This window comes from Pseudomonas sp. VA159-2 (genome assembly GCF_024126635.1).
GTDB classification, from domain to species: Bacteria; Pseudomonadota; Gammaproteobacteria; order Pseudomonadales; family Pseudomonadaceae; genus Aquipseudomonas; species Aquipseudomonas muyukensis.
The window spans coordinates 58,816-81,248 of record NZ_JAMYBV010000017.1 but is presented as its reverse complement, the minus strand read 5'-3'; the positions used below and the strand labels follow the sequence as shown (position 1 = coordinate 81,248).

Genomic DNA, 22,433 nt, shown 5'->3' with positions numbered 1-22,433 from the left:
GAGATGTCCAAGTTCTTCATCAATCGGCCGAACTTCGCCTGGGTCGTGGCGCTGTTCATTGCCCTGGCCGGCTTGCTGGTGATCCCGGCATTGCCAGTGGCCCAGTACCCCAGCGTGGCGCCGCCACAGATCTCGATCAGCGCCGCCTACCCAGGCGCGTCCGCCAAGGTGATGGTGGAATCGGTAACCAGCATCATCGAGGAGTCGCTCAACGGCGCCAAGGGCCTGCTGTACTACGAGTCGACCAACAACTCCAACGGCGTCGCCGAGGTGCTGGTGACCTTCGAGCCGGGCACCGACCCGGACATGGCCCAGGTCGACGTGCAGAACCGCCTGAAAAAGGCCGAGGCACGCATGCCCCAGGCCGTGCTGACCCAGGGGCTGAAGGTCGAGCAGGCGAGCTCGGGCTTCCTGCTGATCTACGCCCTGACCAGCAAGGCCGGCGACCACGGCGACACCACGGCCCTGGCCGACTATGCCGTGCGCAACATCAACAACGAACTGTTGCGTGTACCGGGCGTGGGCAAGTTGCAGTTCTTCGCCGCCGAAGCGGCGATGCGGGTCTGGGTCGACCCGCAGAAGCTGGTGGGCTACGGCCTGTCGATCGACGACATCAACAACGCCATCCGTAACCAGAACGTCCAGGTGCCGGCCGGCAGCTTCGGCAGCACGCCAGGCGCCAGCGAGCAGGAACTGACTGCGACCCTGGCCGTGCAAGGCACCCTGGAAACCCCCGAGGCGTTCGCCGGGATCGTCCTGCGCGCCAACCCGGATGGTTCCAGCCTGCGCCTGGGCGATGTCGCGCGCATGGCCATCGGCAGCGAGAACTACAACCTGTCGGCGCGCCTGAACGGTCACCCGGCGGTGGCCGGCGCGGTGCAGCTGGCGCCCGGCGCCAACGCCATCCAGACCGCGACCCTGGTCAAGGAGCGCCTGGCGGAACTGGCGCAGTTCTTCCCCGAAGACGTCGAGTACTCGGTGCCCTACGACACCTCGCGCTTCGTCGACGTGGCCATCGAGAAGGTGATCCACACCTTGATCGAAGCCATGGTGCTGGTGTTCCTGGTGATGTTCCTGTTCCTGCAGAACCTGCGCTACACCCTGATCCCGTCGATCGTGGTGCCAGTGTGCCTGCTCGGCACGCTGATGATCATGAAGCTGCTGGGCTTCTCGGTAAACATGATGACCATGTTCGGCATGGTGCTGGCCATCGGCATCCTGGTGGACGACGCCATCGTCGTGGTGGAAAACGTCGAGCGGCTGATGGCCGAGGAAGGGCTGTCGCCGGTGGATGCGACCCTCAAGGCAATGGGCCAGGTGTCCGGGGCGATCATGGGTATCACCCTGGTGTTGGCGGCGGTGTTCCTGCCGCTGGCGTTCATGTCCGGCTCGGTGGGGGTGATCTACCAGCAGTTCTCGGTGTCGCTGGCGGTCTCTATCCTGTTCTCCGGCTTCCTGGCCCTGACCTTCACCCCGGCACTGTGCGCCACGCTGCTCAAGCCGGTGCCCCATGGCCACCAGGAAAAAGGCGGCTTCTTCGGCGCCTTCAACCGCGCCTTCGCCCGCGTCACCGAACGCTACTCGCTGCTCAACAGCGCCCTGGTGGCCCGTGCCGGGCGCTGGATGCTGGCCTATGTCGGCATCCTGGTGCTGCTTGGCTATAGCTACCTGCGTTTGCCGGAGGCCTTCGTGCCGGCCGAGGACCTGGGCTACAGCATCGTCGACGTGCAGTTGCCGCCGGGTGCCAGCCGGGTGCGCACCGACCACACCGCCCAAGCGCTGGAGCAGTTTCTGATGTCCCGCGAGGCGACGGCCAGCTCGTTCATCGTCAGCGGCTTCAGCTTCTCGGGCCAGGGTGACAACGCCGCGCTGGCGTTCCCGACCTACAAGGACTGGTCCGAACGTAGCAAGGCGCAATCGGCCGAGGCGGAAACCGCGGCGGTCAACGCGCAATTCGCCGCCAACGGCGATGGCACCATCACCGCGGTCATGCCGCCGCCCATCGACGGCCTGGGCAACTCCGGCGGTTTCGCCCTGCGTCTGATGGACCGTGGCGGGCTGGGGCGCGAGGCGCTGCTGGCGGCCCGTGACCAGCTGTTGGCACGTGCCAACGGCAACCCGGTGATCCTCTACGCGATGATGGAGGGCCTGGCCGAGGCGCCGCAATTGCGGGTCAAGATCGACCGTGAGAAGGCCCGCGCCCTGGGTGTGAACTTCGAGTCGATCAACAGCACCCTGGCCACCGCTTTCGGTTCGGCGGTGATCAACGACTTCACCAACGCTGGGCGCCAGCAACGGGTGGTGGTGCAGGCCGAGCAGGGCGAGCGCATGACCCCGGAAAGCGTGCTGCGCCTCTATGCGCCGAACGCCCAGGGCGAGCAGGTGCCGTTCAGTGCCTTCGTTACCACCCAGTGGGAAGAGGGCCCGGTGCAACTGGTGCGCTACAACGGCTACCCGTCGATCCGGATCGCCGGCGACGCCGCGCCAGGCCACAGTACCGGCCAGGCCATGGCCGAGATGGAGCGCTTGGTCAGCGAACTGCCGCCGGGGATCGGCTATGCCTGGACCGGCCTTTCGTACCAGGAGAAGGTCTCCAGTGGCCAGGCCGCCGGCCTGTTCGCCCTGGCCATCCTGGTGGTGTTCCTGCTGCTGGTGGCGCTGTACGAGAGCTGGGCGATTCCGCTGACGGTGATGCTGATCGTGCCGATCGGCGCCCTGGGCGCGGTGTGGGCGGTGCTGCTCACCGGCCTGCCCAACGATGTGTACTTCAAGGTCGGCCTGATCACCATCATTGGCCTGGCGGCGAAGAACGCCATCCTCATCGTCGAGTTCGCCAAGGAATTGTGGGAGAAGGGCTACAGCTTGAGCGACGCCGCCATCGAGGCCGCGCGCCTGCGCTTGCGCCCGATCGTGATGACCTCCATGGCCTTCATCCTCGGCGTGGTGCCGCTGGCCATCGCCACCGGCGCCGGCGCGGCCAGCCAGCGTGCCATCGGTACCGGGGTGATCGGCGGCATGCTCAGTGCCACCTTGCTGGGCGTGGTGTTCGTGCCGATCTGTTTCGTCTGGGTGCTGAAGCTGCTCAAGCGCAAGCCGGCCCCCGTGCAACACGCTGTCGAGGTGACGAAGTGATGCTCATGCGTAATCTGGCAATACCCTTCGCCCTGGCCGTGACCCTGGTCGGTTGCTCGCTGGCACCGACCTACCAGCGCCCCGAGGCGCCGGTGGCGGCCGCGTGGGGCGATGCTGCCGGCCATCATGGCAAGGCGGTGGAGCAACTGGACTGGCAGGCCTTTATCGTCGACCCGGCGCTGCGCCAACTGGTCGCTACCGCGCTGGACAACAACCGCTCGCTGCGCCAGACGCTGCTGGATATCGAGCAGGCCCGCGCCCAATACCGCATCCAGCGCGCCGAACGGGTGCCGGGCTTGAATGCCGGTGCTTCCGGCAACCGCCAGCACCTGCCGGCGGACTTGTCGAGCAATGGCCGCGAGGGTGTCACCAGCACCTACCAGGTAGGCCTGTCGCTGCCGGAATACGAGGTCGACCTGTTCGGCCGGGTCAAGAGCCTGAGTGACGCAGCCCTGGAGCAGTACCTGGCCACCGAGGAAGTTGGCCGTGCCGCGCGCATCGCCTTGATCGCCGAAGTCAGCCAGGCCTACCTGACCCTGGATGGCGCCGAGCGGCGCCTGGTGCTGACTCGCCAGACCCTGGCCAGCCGCGAGGATTCGCTGGCGCTGGTCGGCCAGCGGCGTGGCGCCGGCACGGTTACCGCACTGGATCACCAGGAAGCGCTGGGGCTGGTCGAGCAGTCCCGCGCGGAGCTGGAGTCCACCGTGCGTCAGCAGCGCCAGGCCTACAACGCCTTGGTCTTGCTGCTGGGCAGTGCCGAGGCGGCCAAGGCGATTGCGGGCCAGCGCCCGGCCGAGCCGAGGGTGTTGCAGGACATCGCCCCGGGCGCGCCGTCGGCGCTGCTCGAGCGACGGCCGGACATTCTTGCCGCCGAGCACCGGCTGCGGGCGCGCAACGCCGATATTGGCGCGGCGCGGGCGGCGTTCTTCCCGCGGATCAGCCTGACCGGCAGCTTCGGCACCTCCAGCGCGCAGATGTCCGGTTTGTTCGACGGCGGGTCGCGCAGTTGGAGCTTCATGCCGCAGCTGTCGCTGCCGTTGTTCGATGCCGGGCGTAACAAGGCCGGCCTGAGCCTGGCCGAGGCGCGCAAGGATTCGGCGGTAGCCGCTTACGAGGGCAGCATCCAGACCGCCTTTCGCGAGGTGGCCGATGCCCTGGCCGCCACCGACACCCTGCGCCGCGAGGAAGCGGCGCGTCGGGCCCTGGCCGATACCAGCCGGGCGACCGAAGCGTTGGCCAAGGCGCGTTATGAGGGCGGGGTGGACAATCACCTGCGCTACCTGGATGCGCAGCGCAGCCATTATGTGAATGAGGCGGCCTTCATCGAGGCCAGCACCCAGCGGCAACTGGCGCTGGTCGAGTTGTTCCGCGCGTTGGGTGGCGGGTGGCCGGACAGGGGTTGAGCGGAACTCCTTTGGTTGGCGAATCCAACCGCTCGGCCCCGGGGGATTTTTGCCCCGGGTTTTTTTTATTTGGGTCCATACAAGCTGTGTAGGAGCGGCCTTGTGTCGCGAAAGGGCTGCACAGCAGCCCCAGGATCTCGTGGCGAGGCAAATATTGCCGGGGCCGCTACGCGGCCCTTTCGCGACACAAGGCCGCTCCTACAGAGGCGCGTGGTGTACCAAGGTCCAGGTTAATCCTGCAACCACTCCGGGCTATTGAAATTGCTCAGGCGCAGGTCATCTTCAGCACATTCCAGGCCCTGCACGCGGCCCTGCAACAACGCCTTCTGCAAACTCCGCTCGCCCGTCTGCCAGGCCTGCTCCAGCAGTGGCAACACGCGCCGGGGCAGGACGCTGAACATCGGTTGCCAGTAGCCGCCCTGGCGCACCATGGCCGGGCTGTCGTGGGCCTGCGCCAGCGCCAGGAGGTCCTCGATCAATGCCGGGTCGATGCGCGGCGCATCGCAGGCCAGCACCACCACCCAGGGGTGGCGGGCCACCTTGAGCCCGGCGATGACACCGGCCAAAGGCCCCGGGAAGTCGTCCTCGGCATCGGCCACGAGCTGGTCGGCGTAGCGGCCATAGTCGGCCTGGTTGCGGTTGCACGAGACCACCACATCGTCGCTCAGCCCACGCGCCGTACGGTGCACATGCGCCACCAGCGGCTCGCCGCGCCAGGCCAGCAAGCCTTTGTCGCGGCCGCCCATGCGCTGGCCGCGGCCGCCGGCAAGGATGAGGATGGAGCAGGGGGAGAGGGTGGCGGACATGAAAAAGGGTTCCAGGCAATCAATGCCGGGAACCCTCCCATTTAACGCCGGGCTTGTCCAGTCAGGCTTCGCCGCTGGCCAGCTCGCTGGCCTTGGCTTTACCACGCCCGGCCAGGCGCATCACCACCACGAAGAACACCGGCACGAACACCACGGCGAAGGTGGCGCTGAGCATGCCGCCGATCACCCCGGTGCCGATCGCCTGCTGGCTGGCCGAGCTGGCGCCGCTGGCGATGGCCAGGGGCACCACGCCGAGGATGAACGCCAGCGAGGTCATCACGATCGGCCGCAAGCGCAGGCGCGCCGCCTTGATCGCCGCGTCCACGGCATCGTGGCCCTGGTCCACCAGGTCCTTGGCGAACTCGATGATCAGGATGGCGTTCTTCGCCGAAAGGCCGATCAGGGTGATCAGGCCGACCTTGAAGAACACGTCGTTGGGCAGCCCGCGCAGGGTTACCGCGACCACCGCGCCGAGCACCCCCAGCGGCACCACCAGCAGCACCGCGGTGGGAATCGACCAGCTTTCATACAGCGCCGCCAGGCACAGGAACACCACCAGCAGCGACAATGCCATCAGCAACGGCGCCTGGCTGCCGGACAGCCGTTCCTGCAGCGACAGGCCGGTCCATTCCAGGCCGGAACCTGCCGGCAGCTGCGCCACCAGGCGCTCGACCTCGGCCATGGCCTCGCCCGAGCTGAAGCCAGGCGCCGGCTCGCCGGAGATCGACACCGCCGGGTAGCCGTTGTAGCGGGTCAGCTGTACCGGGCCGGTCTGCCAGTGGGCGCGCACGAAGGCGCCCAGCGGGACCATCTTGCCGGCGTTGTTGCGCACGTGGATCTTCAGCAGGTCCTCGACCTGGCTGCGTTGGTCGCCTTCGGCTTGCACCACCACCCGCTGCATGCGGCCCTGGTTGGGGAAGTCGTTGACGTAGTTGGAGCCCACCGCCGTGTCGAGCACCGCGCCGATATCGGCGAACGACACGCCCAGGGCATTGGCCTGGCGGCGGTCCACCTCCAGCTCCACCTGCGGGCTTTCGGCCAGCGAGGCTTCGCGCACGTTGACCAGCACCTTGCTCTTGCGCGCCTCGTCCAGCAGTTGGTCGCGGGCTTGCATCAGCTCGCGGTGGCCCATGCCGCCACGGTCCTGCAGACGGAACTCGAAACCGGTCGACTCGCCCAGGCCATCCACCGGCGGAGGCAGCACCGCGTAGGCGACGGCGTCCTTGAGCTGGGTGAAGGCGATGGTCGCCCGCTCGGCGATCGACTGGGCGTGATCGTCGGCGCTGCCACGCACCGACCAGTCCTTGAGCGTGGTGAAGGCCAGCGCCGCATTCTGCCCGCTGCCCGAGAAGCTGAAACCGAGGATCAGCGTGGTGTTGGCCACGCCCGGTTCTTCGGCGTTGTGCGCCTCGATCTGCTTGGCCACCGCGATGGTGCGGGCCTGGCTGGCGCCTGGCGGCAGCTGGATGTCGGTGATGGTGTAGCCCTGGTCCTCGGTGGGCAGGAAGGCGGTCGGCAGTTGGCTGAAACCATAGCCCAGCGCCACCAGCAGCGCGGCATACACCAGCAGGTAGCGGCCGCTGCGCAGCAGGGCGTGGCTGACCCAGCGCTGATAGCCGTCGCTCATGCGTTCGAAGCGGCGGTTGAACCAGCCGAAGAAGCCCCTGCGCTCATGGTGCTCGCCCTTGGCCAGCGGCTTGAGCAGGGTGGCGCACAGCGCCGGGGTCAGGCTCAGGGCAAGGAACGCCGAGAACAGGATCGACACGGCCATCGACACCGAGAACTGCTGGTAGATCACCCCCACCGAGCCCTGCATGAAGGCCATCGGCAGGAACACCGCCACCAGCACCAGGGTAATGCCGATGATGGCGCCGCTGATCTGGCCCATGGCCTTGCGCGTGGCGTCCTTGGGCGCCAGGCCTTCCTCGGCCATGATCCGTTCGACGTTTTCCACCACGACGATGGCGTCGTCCACCAGGATGCCGATGGCCAGCACCATGCCGAACAAGGTCAGCACGTTGACCGAGAAGCCCAGCGCGTTCATCACCGCAAAGGTGCCCATCAGCGCCACCGGCACCACCAGGGTGGGGATCAGCGTGTAGCGCAGGTTCTGCAGGAACAGGAACATCACCGCGAACACCAGCACCATGGCCTCGAACAGGGTGCTGATCACTTGCTGGATCGAGACCTTGACGAAGGGCGAGGTGTCATAGGGGATGTCGTACTTGACCCCGGCCGGGAAGTAGCGCGATAGCTCGTCGAGCTTGGCCTTGACCAGGCTCGCGGTTTCCATGGCGTTGGCCCCCGGCGACAGCTTGACGCTGAAGGCGCTGGTGGCCTTGCCGTTGAGGCGGGTGCCGTACTGGTATTCCTGGGCGCCGATCTCGACCCGGGCGACATCGCCGACGGTGACCGTGGAGCCGTCGGTGTTGGCGCGCAGCACGATGGCGGCGAATTCCTCCGGCGTGCTCAGCTGGCCCTTGACCACCACGTTGGCGGTGATCTCCTGGGTTGGCCGGGCCGGCAGGTCGCCGATGCTGCCTGGGGCCACCTGGGCGTTCTGCGCGGCGATGGCCTCGGCCACGTCGTTGGGCGTCAGCTTGAAACCGACCAGCTTGGCCGGGTCGATCCAGATCCGCATGGCCCGTTCCGAGCCATACAGCTGCGCCTTGCCGACGCCCTTGATGCGGCGGATCTCGTTCATCACGTTGCGCGCGAGGATATCGGACAGGGCGATCTCGTCGAGGCTGCCGTCCTCGGCGGTAAGGGTGGCCAGCAACAGGAAACCGGTGGACACCTTTTCCACTTGCAGGCCCTGCTGGGTTACCGGCCGCGGCAGGCGCGACTCGATCACTTTCAGGCGGTTCTGCACGTCCACCTGGGCCAGGTCGGGGTTGGTGCCCGGCTGGAAGCTGGCGGTGATGGTGGCGTTGCCCAGGCTGCTCTGCGACTCGAAGTACAGCAGGTTGTCGGCGCCATTGAGCTCCTGCTCGATGATGCTGACCACGCTCTCGTCCATGGTCGCCGCCGAGGCGCCCGGGTACACGGCGTAGATTTCCACCTGCGGCGGCGCCACGTCGGGGTACTGGGCCACCGGCAGCTGGGGCAGGGCCAAGCTGCCGACCAGGAGGATGAACAAGGCGACCACCCAGGCGAATACCGGACGGTCGATGAAGAACTGCGGCATGGATCAGGCCCTCACTGGCCGGTGTGCTGGGCGACAGCGCTGGCGCCCGGTTGTTCGTCGACCTGCACCTGGTCGCCGGCCTTGACGTGTTGCAGGCCCTCGACCACGACGCGCTCGCCGGCGCCCAGGCCCTCGCTGACGATCCAGCGGTCGCCCTGGGCGCTGCCCAGGGTCACCTGGCGTTCGCTGATACGGTCCTGCTGGTCGACCACCAGGACCTTGGGCACGCCGGCGCTGTCGCGCAGGATGGCGCGCTGCGGCACGCTGATGCCCTTGGGCTGCACGGCCTGCTCCAGGCGCACGCGCACGTAGCTGCCCGGCAGCAGGTCGAGGTCTGGGTTGGGGAACTCGCTGCGCAGGGTGATCTGGTTGGTGCTCGGGTCGACGCTGATGTCGGAGAACAGCAGCTTGCCGGCCAGCGGGTAGGCACTGCCGTCATCCTGGATCAAGGTGGCCTTGACCTGGTCCTGGCCGACCCGTTGCAGCTCGCCGGCGCGCAGCGAGCGGCGCAGGGCGTTGAGCTCGCGGGTCGACTGGGTGACATCGGCGTGGATCGGGTTCAGTTGCTGGATGGTCGCCAGTGGCGTGGTCTCGTTCTGGCCGACCAGCGCGCCTTCGGTCACCAGGGCGCGGCCGACGCGCCCGGCGATCGGTGCGGTGACCGTGGCATAGCCCAGGTTCAGGCGCGCGCGCTCCAGCGCGGCCTTGGCCTCGGCGACGGCGGCATCGGCCTGGAGGAAGGCGGCGCGGGAATTGTCGTACTCCTGGCGGCTGACCGCCTTGTCGTCGACCAGCTCGCGATAGCGCTGTTCCTGCAGGCGGGCCTGGTACAGGGTGGCCTGGGCCTTGGCCAGGGTGGCGCGGGCGCTGTCGAAGTCGGCCTTGAACGGCGCCGGGTCGATCAGGAACAGCACATCGCCCTGTTTCACGTCGCTGCCTTCGCGGTACACGCGCTTGAGCACCACGCCGGCGACCCGGGCGCGCACTTCGGCGGTACGCGGGGCGAGGATGCGGCCGCTGAGCTCGGTGCTGATGGCCAGCGGCTGGACGGCCAGGGTTTCGACCCGAACCTGTGGGGTGGGGGCTTGTTCTTCCTGGTCGGCGGCGTCATTGCAGCCGGCCAGGGCAAGGGTCATCAGCGCCAGCAGCGCCAGAGGGCGCAGGCGCAGGGTGCAGGGAATGGACATACGGATCTTCCGGAATTGATCGAGCGTATGCTAAGGCAGCCGTTCGCGTGGGCGCTGTTAAGCTGTGTAGGGCGTATGTGAAAAAGTGTGAACAAGCGACGGTGCCTGGCGCAGGATTCTATATCCTGCCTGACTTCACTCCTGGTTCAAATCCACTTATGCCGAACATCCTCCTGGTCGAAGACGACAGCGCCCTGTCCGAGCTGATTGCCAGCTACCTGCAACGCAACGATTTCCATGTCCGGGTGATCGCCCGGGGCGACCATGTGCTGGAGGACTTTCACCGGCACAAGCCGGACCTGGTGATCCTCGACCTGATGCTTCCGGGCCTCGATGGCTTGCAGGTGTGCCGCCTGCTGCGCCAGGAGTCCCAGGGCCTGCCGATCCTCATGCTGACGGCCCGCGACGACAGCCACGACCAGGTGCTGGGGCTGGAAATGGGCGCCGACGACTATGTCACCAAGCCCTGCGAGCCGCGGGTGCTGCTGGCGCGGGTGCGCACCTTGCTGCGCCGCAGCAGTATCAACGAGCCGCGCCTGGACAGCGACCTGATCCAGATTGGCGGCCTGCGCATCGACCTGGCCGAGCGCAACGTCAGCTGGCGCGGCGAGGAAGTGGAGCTGTCCAGCGGCGAGTACAACCTGCTGGTGGTGCTGGCGCGCAATGCCGGCGAGGTGATGAGCCGCGACCGGATCCTCCAGCAACTGCGCGGTATCGAGTTCAACGGCACCGACCGCTCGGTGGACGTGGCGATTTCCAAGCTGCGCCGGCGTTTCGACGACAGCGCCGGCGAAGCGCGCAAGATCAAGACCGTGTGGGGCAAGGGCTACCTGTTCAGCCGCGTCGAGTGGGAGTGCTGAGCCAACATGCTGAAAATCCTGGTGCGCCTGTACCTGGTGATCATCGTCGCCTATGCCGGTGCCTTGCTGCTGATCCCCGATGCCATCGTCGGCTTGTTCCATGAGCGCTTCATGGCCTACAACCTGGATCAGGCCAAGGGCGTGCAGACCCTGATCGTTCGCCAGTTCCAGCAGACGCCGCAGGCGCAGTGGCCGGCGCTGGAAAAAGACCTGGCCGCGGCGTTCAGCCCGCTGGAAGTGACCTTGCAGCGCATCGACCAGGCCGGCCTCGCGCCGGCGGAGCAGGCGCGCCTGGCGCAGGGCCTGTACGTGGTGCGCCTTGCCGATTGGGGCTACTACGAAACGGCGCTGGCGCCGCTGGACTCGCAATGGCTGGTGCGCCTGCACTCGCCGGACGACCCGCTGGACATCAACCTGCTGTCCTGGGGCGTGACGGTACTGATCGGCGCGGCCATGCTCGGCTGCCTGCTGCTGTGGGTTTGGCCGCACTGGCGCGACCTGGAGCGGCTCAAGGAAACCGCCCGGCGCCTGGGCCAGGGCGCCATGAGCGAGCGTACGCAGATTCCGCCGCGTTCGAACATTGGCGAGCTGGCGGGGGTGTTCGACACCATGGCCGGTGACCTGGAGCGCCACGTCAACCACCAGCGCGAACTGCTCAACGCGGTGTCCCATGAGCTGCGCACGCCGCTGACCCGGCTGGATTTCGGCCTGGTGCTGCTGTACGACGAGGTGCCGCCGGCCAGCCGCAAGCGCCTGCTGGAGCTGGTGGGGCATGTGCGCGAGCTCGACGAGCTGGTGCTGGAGTTGCTGTCGTACAGCCGCCTGGAGAATGCCGAGCAGGCCCGCGAGCGGGTCGAGGTGTCGTTGCTGGAGCTGGTCGACAGCGTGCTCGGCGGTTTCGCCGAGGAGCTCGACAGCCGCGGCATCCAGTGGGAAGTGCGCTGCGAGTCCGAGTTGCCGCGGTTCGTGCTCGACCCGCGGCTGACCGCCCGGGCGGTGCAGAACCTGGTGCGCAATGCCATGCGCTATTGCGACGAGAGCCTATTGCTGCGCCTGCGCCTGGAAGACGGGGCCTGCCTGTTGACGGTAGAGGACGATGGCATCGGCATCCCGCCCGAGGAGCGCGAACGGATCTTCCAGCCGTTCTACCGGCTCGATCGCAGCCGCGATCGCAATACCGGGGGGTTCGGCTTGGGCCTGGCGATCAGCCGGCGGGCCATCGAGGGGCAGGGCGGCACGCTGACGGTGGCGCAGTCGGCGCTGGGCGGGGCGCAGTTCAGGATCCGCCTACCTGCGGGTTGATGCAGCGCCTGGGGCGGCTTCATCGTGCCGCCCAGCTCACGAAGCGATCCTGCTTGCGAATGTGGGCTTCGAGGGTTTTATACAAGGGGGGGCGGCCTTGGAATAGTTGTCTGTCGTGTCTTTCCAGGGCTGTCAGGCCGCTCCTACAACGCGTCCAGTTTCAGTACATCCTTGGCCCAGGGCCGGTAGCGCAAGGCGAACACCGCCTCGGCATGACAGCCACCGCCAAGGGCCGGTTCGGCAGGCTTGGCGCGGAACGCTTGGCCGGCCTGGCTGACCTGGCGGAACGCTTCGCGCACGATCCCCACCCGGCAGGGCAGCGCCTGTTCATAGCCCTGGCGCACCATTGGCGCCAAGCGCCCGGTCCCCGCGCCATCCTGCCACCAGACATTCAGGCCAAGGCTCGCCAGTTGATCGAGCCACGCGCCATTGACCCGTGGCGACAGCTGCCCGGCGCTGAAGGTGCTGATGTGCAGGGGCTTGTCCAGTTGCCGGTTGAATGCCTGCAACTGGCGGTACAGCGCATCGCGCCTGGCCGGGTCGCGAAAGTGCAGGTCGTCCAGCTCCAGTGGCAGGTACCAGCCGGACACCGGCAGCGCCCAGTCGGCCTTGAGCTGCTGGTACTGGGTGAGGGAGCGCCCCAACTGGGCCTTGAAGTAGCTGTTCAGGCCCTCGCCGTCGAGTTCTTCGAGGCGCTGGTAGTAGGCCGGGTCCATGTACAGGCCCAGCACCAGTTCCAGGCCCTGTTCCCGGGCCTGGCGCAGGCTGCTGGCCAACCAGCCCTGGGCGCCGCCGAAGTCGCTGTCGCCATAGGCGCTCCACTGCACGATCAGGGTCTTGCCGCCCTGGGCCACGGTGGCTCGCCACAGTTGTTGCCATTGCCCGGGGGTGACGTTCGCATCGCGATTCAGCGGCTGGTAGAACAGGCGCTGGTCGGCCTGGGCGGGCAGGCACAGGGCAAGCAGGCAGATTACCAGTAAGGTGCGCATCAGAAGTTCATCTCCACACCCACCAGCACGCCATTGGCGCGCACGTAGAGGTTGCCGCCCAGCGCCTGCTGGTACTCGGCGCGTACTTTCAGCGAGCCGCGGTAGGCGTTGTAGCGGTCGTCGTCGAACCACCATTGCCAGCGCACCCCCACCCCGGCGCGGGCATCCTGGCGCCAGTCGTTGCTCGGGTCCTGGCTGGCGAACTCGATGAAGCCGTAGGGCATGATGCTTTGCGGCGAGTTGCCAGGCAACTTCCAGGCATGGCCCTGCTGGAAACGCGATAGCCAGGCATGGTCGCCGGCGCGGGTCCACCAGGCGGCGTCGAGGTAGAGGAAGCGCTCGTCCCAGTCATCCTCGTCGACACGCCAGTCGTTGCGGTACTTGCCCTGGTCGAGGAACGAGGCGGTGGCACGCAGCAGCAGGTCGTTGCTCGACTCGGCGTGGTGGCGCAGGTCGCCCCAGTTGCCGCCGACCTTGGCCGGGCTGAGCAACTCGCCCAGGCTCAGGCCGTTGTAGTGCTCGCTGTCGATCTGGCGCTGGTGGTACAGCTCGGCGTACAGGTTGAGGTTGGCCTGGCCCAGCGGCTTGTAGCGCAGGCCCACGCCGGTACCCATGCTCTGGGCGTAGTCGGTGCGGCTCTGGCCGCCGAACAGCACCCGGCCATACACCGACAGGGTAGTGCCGTTGCGGCTCGGCTCCTCGCCCAGGGCATGGTCCCACATGGCCAGCTGGACGTTCTGCGAACGCGCCTTGCGCGACGTGCCGCTGCGCTCGCCGGTGTCGAGGAACTTGTCGTTGGTCGAAGTGCCGGCTGGCGACCAGGTGCTGGCCAGGGTGATGGTGTCGCGCCGCGACAGGGTTTCATGGGCGCGGCGCTGACGATACTTGCGGGCATCGAGGCTGCCGTACTCGTCGCCGCCGTCGACCAGGTTCTGCTCCACGTCCAGTACCCGGCGCAACTCGGCACGGGCGGCGGCGCTGTCCTCGGCTTCGTCGTAGCGCAGGGCCAGGGTCTCGCCCAGGCGGTAGTCCTCGGGGAAGTCGCCGGTGGCGCGTTGCAGGTAGGGGATCGACTGACGGCGCAGGGCCTGGTCCTCGGCGCCGGCCAGGCGCATGCCGTAGTCGGCGCGGTAGCGCGGCTGTTCGGGCGCCAGGCGCACCGCCTCGGCCAGCCAGGCCGTGCTCTGGGCCGTGTCGCCGGCCTGTTGCGCGGTGCCGGCGGCAGCGTAGTAGTGATCGGCGCGTGGGCTGAGGCGCAGTGCTTCGCGCTGGAAGGCAAGGGCCTGCTGGACGTCGCCCTGGCGTTGGGCGATGGCTGCGCCCAGCGCCCAGTCGTCGGTATTGCGATGCGCGGCTGCATCCCAATGACGACGCGCGGCGTTGGCGTCGCCGGCATTCAGGGCTCCACCCGCTGCCGTGAGGCGGGCATTGTCGGTCCAGGCGTCAGCCGGCAGGCTATTCCAGATCGGCAGCGCTGCCTCGGAGTCAGCGGAGGCCTCCAGGGCATAAGCCAGGGGCAGGCGGCTGGCGTGGTCGCCCAGGCGTTCGGCGGCCTGGTAGTAGACAACGGCTTCGCCGGGCTGGTCGGGCATGGCGCAGCGGCCCAGGGCGCGATACTGCCCAGCTTCGCTCGGGTTGGCCGGAATGACCTTGCGCACCGCGTCGCACTGGCCGGCCTCGGCCAGGCGAGCGAGCAACTGGCTGCGGGTGATGACATCGACCTGCGGCACCAGGGCGAGCATGCGCGCGGTGCTCAGGGGGCCGTCGCTGCGCGCATAGAGGTTGCCCAGGCGCTGCAACAGCGAGGGCGTCAGGCGCCCCTGGCGCTGGTCGTAGGCGTGTTCGAGCAACTGTCGGGCGCGGTCGGCCTGGCGTTGCTCGAGCAGCATGAAGGTGGCCTGCTCCAGTGCGGCGAGGTCGCCGCTCTGGCGGTAACGCTGCTCCCATTGCGCCACGGTACGTGGTTGTGGGGGCTGGGGCGGATCACCGTAGAGGCGTTGTTTGAGGATCGCATAGCTTCGCTGGTTGTCGCTGGCCTGGCATTGGCCCAGTTGCTCGCGGGCCAGGGCAAGGTCCTTGCGCGACAGCCAGTCGACGGTCTCCAGGCAGGGGCGCTGCAGTTCATTGCTCAGGCGTCGCACCAGCGGCGCGTCGTCACCCTCGCGTGCCAGTTCCCACAGTTGTTGGCGTTGTTCGGGGTGTTGCAGCTGCTGCTCGGGCAGGCTTTGCAACCAGCGCTCGGCCTGCTGGTTGTGGCCCATGGCGATGGCGCGGTTGGCCATGGCCAGGCGGGTTCGGGTCGCAGCCTCTTGGGAGGGCGCGCTGGCCAGCAGCGTGTTCAGGCCTTTCTCGTCGACCTGCTGTACATAGGCATTGGCCAGGCGCTGCCAATCTTCGGCGGGCAATTGGCCTTGGTCGGCCAGGGGTTGCAACTGCTCGATGGTCTCGCCCCAGTTGCGCAGTTGCTCGGCGAAGTTGGCCCTGGTGGTGCGCAGCACCAGGCCGTCATCGCGCACCGGCAGGTGATTGAGCCATTCCAGCGCCTTGGCCGCGCCACCGAACTTGGCCAGGCTGACGCTATAGGCTTGCCACAGGCGCACGCGCTGCTGGCCCTGGCTGTTGGCGAGCCAGGCCTCTACCTGGCTGGCCGGCGGCGGATCCTGCGCGATCCAGGTCAGGCGCAGTTCGAGCAGGGCGTCGGCGTGCTCGGGGTTGTCGTCGAGGTCCTCGGCGATGGCCTCGGCCTCCTGGTAGCGCCGCTGGTGCGCCAGGGATTCTGCCAGCAGGGCGCGGGCCTCATTGTTATTCGGCACGCGCTTGAGCACGTGGCGGGTCAATCGCTCGACCTCCGCCCAGTTGTCCTTCTGCGCTTCACGGTAGCCGCGCTCCATGAACGGGTAGCTGGTGAAACGCTGGAAGTCGGTCATCGGCGCGGTTGTCGCGGCCAGGGTGGAGGAACACAGCAAGAGGCTGGCGAGCGCCAGGGACATACGCGGCTTCATGCCACCTCCCGGGTCAGTTCGTAGGCCGCCTGCTGTTCGCTGGCCTGTTCGGCAAGGGCCTGTTGCAGCACGGCTTCGGTAATGATGCCGCGGGCGATCAGGTGCTCGCCCAGGCTCTGCTGCTCGGGGTTGAAGTCGATCAGCGCCTGGTTGAACAGGGTGACCGGCACCATGCCGCGTACTTGCAGCAGGGCACCAAGCATCACCTGGTGGCTGCTGACTTTTTCCAGCAGCGCGGCGTCGTCCTGATGACGCTCCAGCACCGCGAGCATCTCGCGGGTTTCCGGTTTTTGCCAGGGGCTGGGGTAGTGGTGGCGCAGGCCCAGGGTGACCCGGCCCTGGGGGGCCAGACGGGCGCGCACCGGGCGCTTGAGCTGGCGGCTGATGACGCCCAGGGACACCTGGCTGACCGGGCTTTCGCTGGCCAGCACCAGGGTCTGGCCGTCTTCCTCCACCGGCAGCACACCGTAGTGGGTAGCCAGCTTGCGCGGCAGCTTGGCGATCAGTGCTGGGGCAATCTTGAACGGGTTGAGCGGCGCCCAGGGCAGGTCCAGCTGTTCGGCCAGGGCCTGGACCAGCTGCTCGCTGTCTATCCAGCCGCGCAGTAGCAGCTCGCGGCCCAGGCGTCGGCGTACTGGGCTGGTGATCGCCTGTTCCAGTTGCGCTTGGCTGATCAGGCCTTTTTCCACCAGGCGCTGGCCCAGCGGCGTGCGTGCCGGCGAGGCGAGGGCGGGGAACTCGTGGGTGGTCTTGTCCCAGGCCACCCGCCGCGAGTCGCCCATCTCCATCACCTGGCGCAGGGCGCGCAGGTTGGCGAAGAAGTTGACGAAGTTGCTCCACATCATCCGCGGCGCCGACAGCAGGCCCTCGAAGACGCCGTAGTAGCGGGTGACGAACCAGAAGCGCTGGAACAAGCGGTTGAATAGCAGCAGGCCGTTGAGCCACAGCAGCGTGGTGAGCAGGTGACTGTCGCTGAGGATCGACATGAAGCGCCACGACTCGGGGGCAATGACGGTGACCAGCCACATGGCCAGCAGCACCAGCAGCAACAGGTTGACCAGGAAGCTCAGCAGGTAGGCGAACAGCCCACGGCGGTCACGCCAGAGGAAATAGTTGAGCGCGCCCTTGCGGCTCCAGCCGAGGTTGCTGGTGCCCTGGAACACGATGCCGACGATCCACCGCGACTTCTGCCGGATGGCGTGTTGCCAGTCGCGCGGGAAGTGCTCGCGCACGCAGATCACCTGGGCGAACTCGCGGCTCATGCCGGGGCGCCAGTCCTGCTTGAGGGCCAGGGCGGGGTCGGTGATCGAGTAGCGGGCGAAGATGCACTTCATGCCTTTCTGCTTCAGGCGGAAACCAATGTCATAGTCTTCGGTAAGACTCTGCACATCGAAGGCGATGCCGTCGCCGTCCTCGAGCAGCGCGCTGATCGCCCGGCGGCTGAAGCAGGTGCCGACGCCGGCGCTGGGCACCTGGCCGGTGAGGGCCTCGCGCACGATCACGTCCTTGCCGTGGTTCTCGGCGAACTCATCGACGTAGTGGCCGGCGGTGAAGCCTTTCCATTCCGGGGCATAGGGGTACACCGGGATCTGGATCATGTCCTTGTTCGGCAGCAGGTAGTTGTACAGCCGCAGCTCCATGGGCGAGATCACGTCCTCGGCGTCATGCAGGATGAACCCGGCGAACTCGATGCGCGCGTCCTGCTGGAAGCGCAGGATGGCATCGATGATGTTGTTCAGGCAGTCGGCCTTGCTGGTGGGGCCGGGGCGGGCGCAGACCACCTTGTGCACGTTGGGGTAGTGCAGGCATACGGCATCGACGTCGGCCTGGGTCTGTGGGTCGTTGGGGTAGGTGCCGACGAAGATCTGGTAATTCTCGTAGTCGATGGTCGAAGCCGCCAGGCGCGCCATTTCGCCGACCACGCCGACCTCGTTCCAGGCCGGCACCATGATCGCCAGGGGCTTTTCCGGCACCTCGAACAGACGCTTCTCGTCGGCTTTCTCGTACTTGTCGTAGATGCGAAAGCGCCGGATCAGCTTGCGGCCCCAGTAGCACAGGTCGATGAACAGGTCGTCCAGGCCGAGCACGAACATCAAGGTGGCCAGGACGATGGCCAGGATCTTCAGGCCGAACAGCACATAAGTGAGGAAATCGATGAAGGCCAGGCTCATGCGTCGTCCCGTGCGGCAGATTGCTCGGCGAACCAGCGGCTCAGGCGCTCGGCGATGCGTTCGCTGGCATGGCCGTCGCCGAACGGTGTGTAGACCTGGGCCATGCGCGCATAGGCCGCCGGGTCGTCGAGCAACTGCCGGGTTTCGGCGACGATGCGCTCGATATCGGTACCCACCAGCTTGACCGTGCCGCCCTTGAGCACGGCGGGCCGTTCGGTGACCTTGCGCAGCACCAGTACCGGCTTGCCCAGGGCGGGGGCTTCTTCCTGCACGCCGCCGGAGTCGGTGAGGATGATGTGCGCGCGGTTCATCAACCAGACGAAGTGCTGGTAGTCCTGGGGCGGCATCAGGTGAATGTTGTTGCGCCCGGACAGCACGCCATACACAGCCTGTTGCACCTGCGGGTTGAGGTGCACCGGATAGACGAACTGCACCCTCGGGTAGTGCTCGCCCAGTTGCGCCAGGGCCTTGCAGATGCCTTCGAAGCCGTGACCGAAGTTTTCCCGGCGATGCCCGGTAATCAGCACCATGGGTTGATCATCGCGCAGCACGCCCAGGGGCGAGTCGGCGGCGGGTTTCCACTGTTGTTCGGCGAGGTGGTCGCGCATCCACAGCAGGGCGTCGATGACCGTGTTGCCGGTGACTTCGATGTGCTCGGGCGCTACCCCCTCGCGGATCAGGTTGGCGTCCGAGTCGCGGGTGGGGGTGAAGTGCAGGTCGGCGAGCACCCCGGTCAGGCGCCGGTTGGCCTCCTCGGGCCACGGCTGCTGCAGGTTGCCGGTGCGCAGCCCGGCTTCCACATGGCCGATGGGAATATGCCGGTGGAACGCCGCCAGCGAGGCGATGAAGCTGGTGGTGGTGTCGCCGTGGACCAGGACGATGTCCGGCCTGGCCTGTTCGTAGGCCTGGTCGAGTTTGTCCAGCAGGTCGCGGGACAGGCCGTTGAGGGTCTGGTTCTGGGTCATCACCCTGAGGTCCTGGTCGACCGTCAGGCCGAAGGCGGTGAGCACCTGCTCGAGCATTTCGCGGTGCTGGCCGGTGGAGCAGATGCGCAGGTCGACCTCGGGCCAATTGCGCAGTACCCGGGCCAGCGGGGCCATCTTGATCGCTTCCGGGCGGGTACCGAATACCATCATCACGGTATAGGCCATGGTGGAGTTCCTCGTTCGATTCCCTGGACGAAGTTGTACGACGTGTCGCCGCTCGCACGTGATAGATACAAGCAGCCGATTGCAGGGTTGTCCAATGTGCCCGATGACCCTTGCGGCGGCAGGGCAAGCCCTGGCGAGGCGTCATGCAAGCGGGGTCGTGTCGGCGCGGGAAGGGGGCCGGACACCAGGGAGATGCAGCTTGCGGAAACGTTTATGCTAGTTTTTCTTGATTGAACGGTCAGTCAATAATGTATTTCTGACTTTTACTTGTAGGACAGTTTTAGTAACGTGATGGGTCTTTTCTGAGGGAGCTGCACATGCAAGGCAAGGCGCGCAAAGTCGTTCAGGCCATTCTCTACGAGGCCATTGCCGTGGCTTGCGTGGCGCCGGCGCTGGAACTGGCGTTCGGCGCGGGCATGGCGCAATCGACGGTGCTGTCGATCCTGATGTCGGGCATCGCCCTGAGCTGGAACATGGCCTACAACTGGGCGTTCGAGCGCTGGGAGGCGCGCCAGCAAAAGCGCAGCCGCACCTTCATGCGTCGCGTGCTGCATGCGCTGGGCTTCGAGGGTGGGCTGGTGCTGATCCTGCTGCCGCTGGTGGCGTACTGGCTGGGCATCAGCCTGTGGGCGGCATTGGTGACCAACCTGGCGTTGTTCGTGTTCTTCTTCGTCTACGCCTTTGTTTTCCAATGGGGCTTCGACAAGGTCTTCGACGTGCCGGTGTCGGCCCAGGAAGCCGCCAAGGGCTGCTGAGGGTCGGTTTGCAGCGGGCTGGGTGACACTGCAGGAGCCGGCACGGCCGGTGCCAGCCAGCGCGTCGCCTGGTTCGCCAGCAAGCTGGCTCCTACCGGCCAGGCTGGCCGCAATCAGCGTAGCCGGCTTGCCGGCGAACACCGGCACAGCCGGTGCGGGGGGAAACGGTCACTCAGCTGGAGTGGGCGATGGGAGCGTCCATCAGCTCCTCGGGTAGCTCCTCTTCACCCGGCACGGCAGTGATCACGCTGAAATCACTCACCTCGACCTCTCCGCCGCCGTAACCCAGCAAGTGGAAGGAAAACGCCTTGCGCACGGTCGGGTTGTCGAAGTCGAACTCCATTTCCAGCGGCTGGTCAGCGCTGACCCGCATCTGCTCGGGCAGGCCCAGTTGGACATCCTGCTCCAGTTCCTTGGCCTTGAGCTGAATGTAGGCGTCATGCCGCGGGTCGAGGGCGCGGACCTTCAAGCGCACCTTGGTGCGGGTGCCTTGCGGCATTTCCAGATACTGCGCGCCGATCAGGTTGTCGGCCCAGTCGTCGCGGATGCGGGCCTGCAGGGCAATGGGCGACGGGCCGCCGAACTGGTAACGCAGGTTGAGCGGCGTTTGCAGCAAGGACTGGTCCAGGGTCGCGGCCAGCAGGCTGATCTGCGGGCCGACGCTGTCGGCGCCGCGCCCCAGGTACTTGGCCTGCGCGGCGATGAAGCCCTCGCTGGCGTAGCGCCGGCAGCGTTGCTGGAAGTCGCACTCGCTGAACGTACCCTGGCCATCGTGGTAGCGCAGCACGCCGTTGGTGTAGGAAATCATCTCGCGGCCGCTCTCGTAGTCGCGGTACAACGAGCGGCCACCCAGCGCCGCCGGGATCGGCAGGGCGAAATAGTCGAGCAGCGAGGTGCTCAGGTCGACATGGCCATAGGTGCCGCGCTTGAGGTGCGGCAACTGCGCCTGTTCCGGGGCCAGGGTCAGGTTGAAGCCCCAGGCCGAGGCCAGGCGCACGCCATCGATGCCGTGGGATTCGTCCGAGGTGACCACCACCAGGGTGTCCTTGAGTACGCCCTGGCGTTCGAGGCTGTCGAGGAAGCTGCCGAGGGCGTCGTCCAGATAGGCCACGGCGGCCTGCTTGGCGGTGGCATGGCGTTGCAGGTAGGCCTCGGGCGCCGAGTAGGGCTGGTGGGTGCCGACCGTGAGCAAGGTCAGCATCCAGGGTTGCGGTTGCTTGCGCAGCTCGCCGACATAATCCAGCGCGCCTTCGAAGAAGGCCCTGTCGTCCTTGCCCCAGGGGAACTCCAGGTAGTTGTCGTTGGCGAACCACTCCAGGCCGTGCACCGCCTCGAAGCCAATGTGCGGCATGATCCGGTCCTTGGCCATGAAGCGCAGGCCGGCGCCTTGCAGGTAGTGGGTAGTGAACCCGGCCTGGCGCAACTGCGCGGGCAAGCAGGATTGGTTGCGCAGGCCCTGGGTCAGCAGCTCGACGCCCTTGGGCGTGCCGTTGGCCAGCTTGTCGTAGTCACCGCAGAGCATCGCGTACAGGCCGCGGATGGTCTGGTGGGTATGCAACACGTAGTCGGGGGTGTTCATGCCGCGCTCGGCCCAGCGGCTGAGGTTGGGCATCAGCTCGTCGTCGAAGCGGCCGCCGATGGCCTGGCGGTTGCTGCGGATATAGGCGCCGGGGATGCCTTCGACGGTGATCAGCAGCAGGTTGCGGGCCGCGCCGGGGCCGTCGAGCAGGCGGCGGCCATCGAGGTCGGCCTGGGTCAGGCCGTTGATCGGCAGCGGCGTCACCGGCGTTTCGCCGGCCACCAGCACCTGGGCGTGGTGTTGCAGCGCGCCGGTAGCGGCGGCCAGCAACTGGTGAGGCAGGTTGTACTGGCGCCATTGGTCGGCGTCCGATGGCACCAGTTGCTGGCTGCCCCAGTGGGCGACCAGCAACACTGCCGGCAGCGCCCAGGCCTTGCGCGGCAAGGCGGCGGGGCGTTGCCGGCGCGCGCGCCAGGCGCTGGCCAGCCAGGCCAGCAGCGCACCACCCAGCAACCACGGCAGCCAGGGCTGCGCCAGGCCGCCACCGGTGGAGTTTTCCATGAACTGTGGGTCGAACAGGTAGGTGAGATCGGCCTGGTTGGGCAGGCGGCCCACGGCGCTGACCAGTTCGGCCGAAGCGATCATCAGCCCGCCCCAGGCCAGCAGCAGCGGCAGCGCCAGCCACAGCGGACAGCGCTGCAACAGGAGCAGCAGCAGGGCGCCGATGGCCAGGTCCGAGAGGTAACCGAGCGGGTCCGACCAGCCCAGCAGCGCACGTGCGCACAGGGGGATGACCAGCACCAGGCTGGCCAGGGCGATCAGCCGGGCCCGAGGGTGGTCAAGCAAATTTCTCACTGCAGCATTCCTTCTTGCCATCAAACCGTCACACAAATCTGCTGGATGATATCAGGCTGGGCGTATGAAGGTGCTGTAGGACAAGGCTGGTTACGAAACGCCGGCCCCGCAAAA

At 67.0% G+C, this 22,433-nt stretch carries 13 protein-coding genes; 5 read left to right on the top strand and 8 right to left on the bottom strand.

Annotated features, from left to right (window positions below; all coding sequences use genetic code 11):
* Positions 1 to 3: 3 nt before the first annotated feature.
* Both NJG22_RS17280 and NJG22_RS17275 read left to right on the top strand, forming a co-directional pair.
* Positions 4 to 3,132: an efflux RND transporter permease subunit gene (locus NJG22_RS17280; protein ID WP_253096239.1), complete on the top strand. Its 3,129-nt coding sequence runs from the start codon at positions 4 to 6 to the stop codon at positions 3,130 to 3,132.
* On the top strand, positions 3,132 to 4,535 hold the full coding sequence (locus NJG22_RS17275) for an efflux transporter outer membrane subunit (RefSeq protein WP_253096235.1): 1,404 nt from the start codon (positions 3,132 to 3,134) through the stop codon (positions 4,533 to 4,535). Before NJG22_RS17280 ends, NJG22_RS17275 begins: the two co-directional genes overlap by 1 nt.
* A 230-nt stretch (positions 4,536 to 4,765) precedes the next feature.
* Here NJG22_RS17275 and mobA read toward each other — a convergent pair whose 3' ends face one another.
* The 3 genes from mobA to NJG22_RS17260 form a co-directional block, all read right to left on the bottom strand.
* The gene (mobA, locus tag NJG22_RS17270; protein ID WP_253096232.1) at positions 4,766 to 5,341 is read right to left on the bottom strand and encodes a molybdenum cofactor guanylyltransferase MobA; all 576 of its coding nucleotides are present in this window, start codon (positions 5,339 to 5,341) and stop codon (positions 4,766 to 4,768) included.
* Positions 5,342 to 5,402: 61 nt separating this feature from the next.
* On the bottom strand, positions 5,403 to 8,528 hold the full coding sequence (locus NJG22_RS17265) for an efflux RND transporter permease subunit (RefSeq protein WP_253096229.1): 3,126 nt from the start codon (positions 8,526 to 8,528) through the stop codon (positions 5,403 to 5,405).
* An 11-nt stretch (positions 8,529 to 8,539) separates the two neighbouring features.
* Positions 8,540 to 9,709, bottom strand: a complete 1,170-nt coding sequence (locus NJG22_RS17260) for an efflux RND transporter periplasmic adaptor subunit (protein WP_366518804.1) — start codon at positions 9,707 to 9,709, stop codon at positions 8,540 to 8,542.
* A gap of 164 nt (positions 9,710 to 9,873) precedes the next feature.
* On the opposite strand from NJG22_RS17260, the gene NJG22_RS17255 reads away from it, so the two are divergent.
* Both NJG22_RS17255 and NJG22_RS17250 read left to right on the top strand, forming a co-directional pair.
* Positions 9,874 to 10,575 carry a response regulator transcription factor gene (locus tag NJG22_RS17255; protein WP_253096225.1) on the top strand — a complete coding sequence of 234 codons (702 nt, stop codon included), beginning with the start codon at positions 9,874 to 9,876 and terminating at the stop codon, positions 10,573 to 10,575.
* 6 nt (positions 10,576 to 10,581) lie between these two features.
* A complete protein-coding gene (locus NJG22_RS17250) occupies positions 10,582 to 11,877 on the top strand; it encodes an ATP-binding protein (protein WP_253096224.1) in 1,296 nt (431 codons plus the stop codon).
* A 143-nt stretch (positions 11,878 to 12,020) separates the two neighbouring features.
* Here NJG22_RS17250 and NJG22_RS17245 read toward each other — a convergent pair whose 3' ends face one another.
* Genes NJG22_RS17245 through wecB form a run of 4 tightly spaced genes read right to left on the bottom strand, consistent with a single transcriptional unit; the run spans position 12,021 to position 19,190 of the window.
* Positions 12,021 to 12,866: a DUF4434 family protein gene (locus tag NJG22_RS17245; protein ID WP_253096223.1), complete on the bottom strand. Its 846-nt coding sequence runs from the start codon at positions 12,864 to 12,866 to the stop codon at positions 12,021 to 12,023.
* The gene (locus NJG22_RS17240; RefSeq protein ID WP_253096222.1) at positions 12,866 to 15,868 is read right to left on the bottom strand and encodes a phage receptor; all 3,003 of its coding nucleotides are present in this window, start codon (positions 15,866 to 15,868) and stop codon (positions 12,866 to 12,868) included. Before NJG22_RS17240 ends, NJG22_RS17245 begins: the two co-directional genes overlap by 1 nt.
* Positions 15,865 to 18,039: a cyclic di-3',5'-guanylate-activated glycosyltransferase NrfB gene (gene nrfB, locus NJG22_RS17235; RefSeq protein ID WP_253096221.1), complete on the bottom strand. Its 2,175-nt coding sequence runs from the start codon at positions 18,037 to 18,039 to the stop codon at positions 15,865 to 15,867. The genes NJG22_RS17240 and nrfB overlap by 4 nt, the downstream gene beginning before the upstream one ends.
* Entirely contained in the window at positions 18,036 to 19,190 is a 1,155-nt protein-coding gene (gene wecB / locus NJG22_RS17230; RefSeq protein WP_253096220.1) for a UDP-N-acetylglucosamine 2-epimerase (non-hydrolyzing), read from the bottom strand. Before wecB ends, nrfB begins: the two co-directional genes overlap by 4 nt.
* Positions 19,191 to 19,507: 317 nt before the next feature.
* On the opposite strand from wecB, the gene NJG22_RS17225 reads away from it, so the two are divergent.
* Positions 19,508 to 19,945: a PACE efflux transporter gene (locus tag NJG22_RS17225; protein WP_253096219.1), complete on the top strand. Its 438-nt coding sequence runs from the start codon at positions 19,508 to 19,510 to the stop codon at positions 19,943 to 19,945.
* 172 nt (positions 19,946 to 20,117) lie between these two features.
* Here NJG22_RS17225 and NJG22_RS17220 read toward each other — a convergent pair whose 3' ends face one another.
* Positions 20,118 to 22,319, bottom strand: coding sequence for an LTA synthase family protein (locus tag NJG22_RS17220; protein ID WP_253096218.1), 2,202 nt, complete (start codon positions 22,317 to 22,319; stop codon positions 20,118 to 20,120).
* Positions 22,320 to 22,433 lie beyond the last annotated feature (114 nt).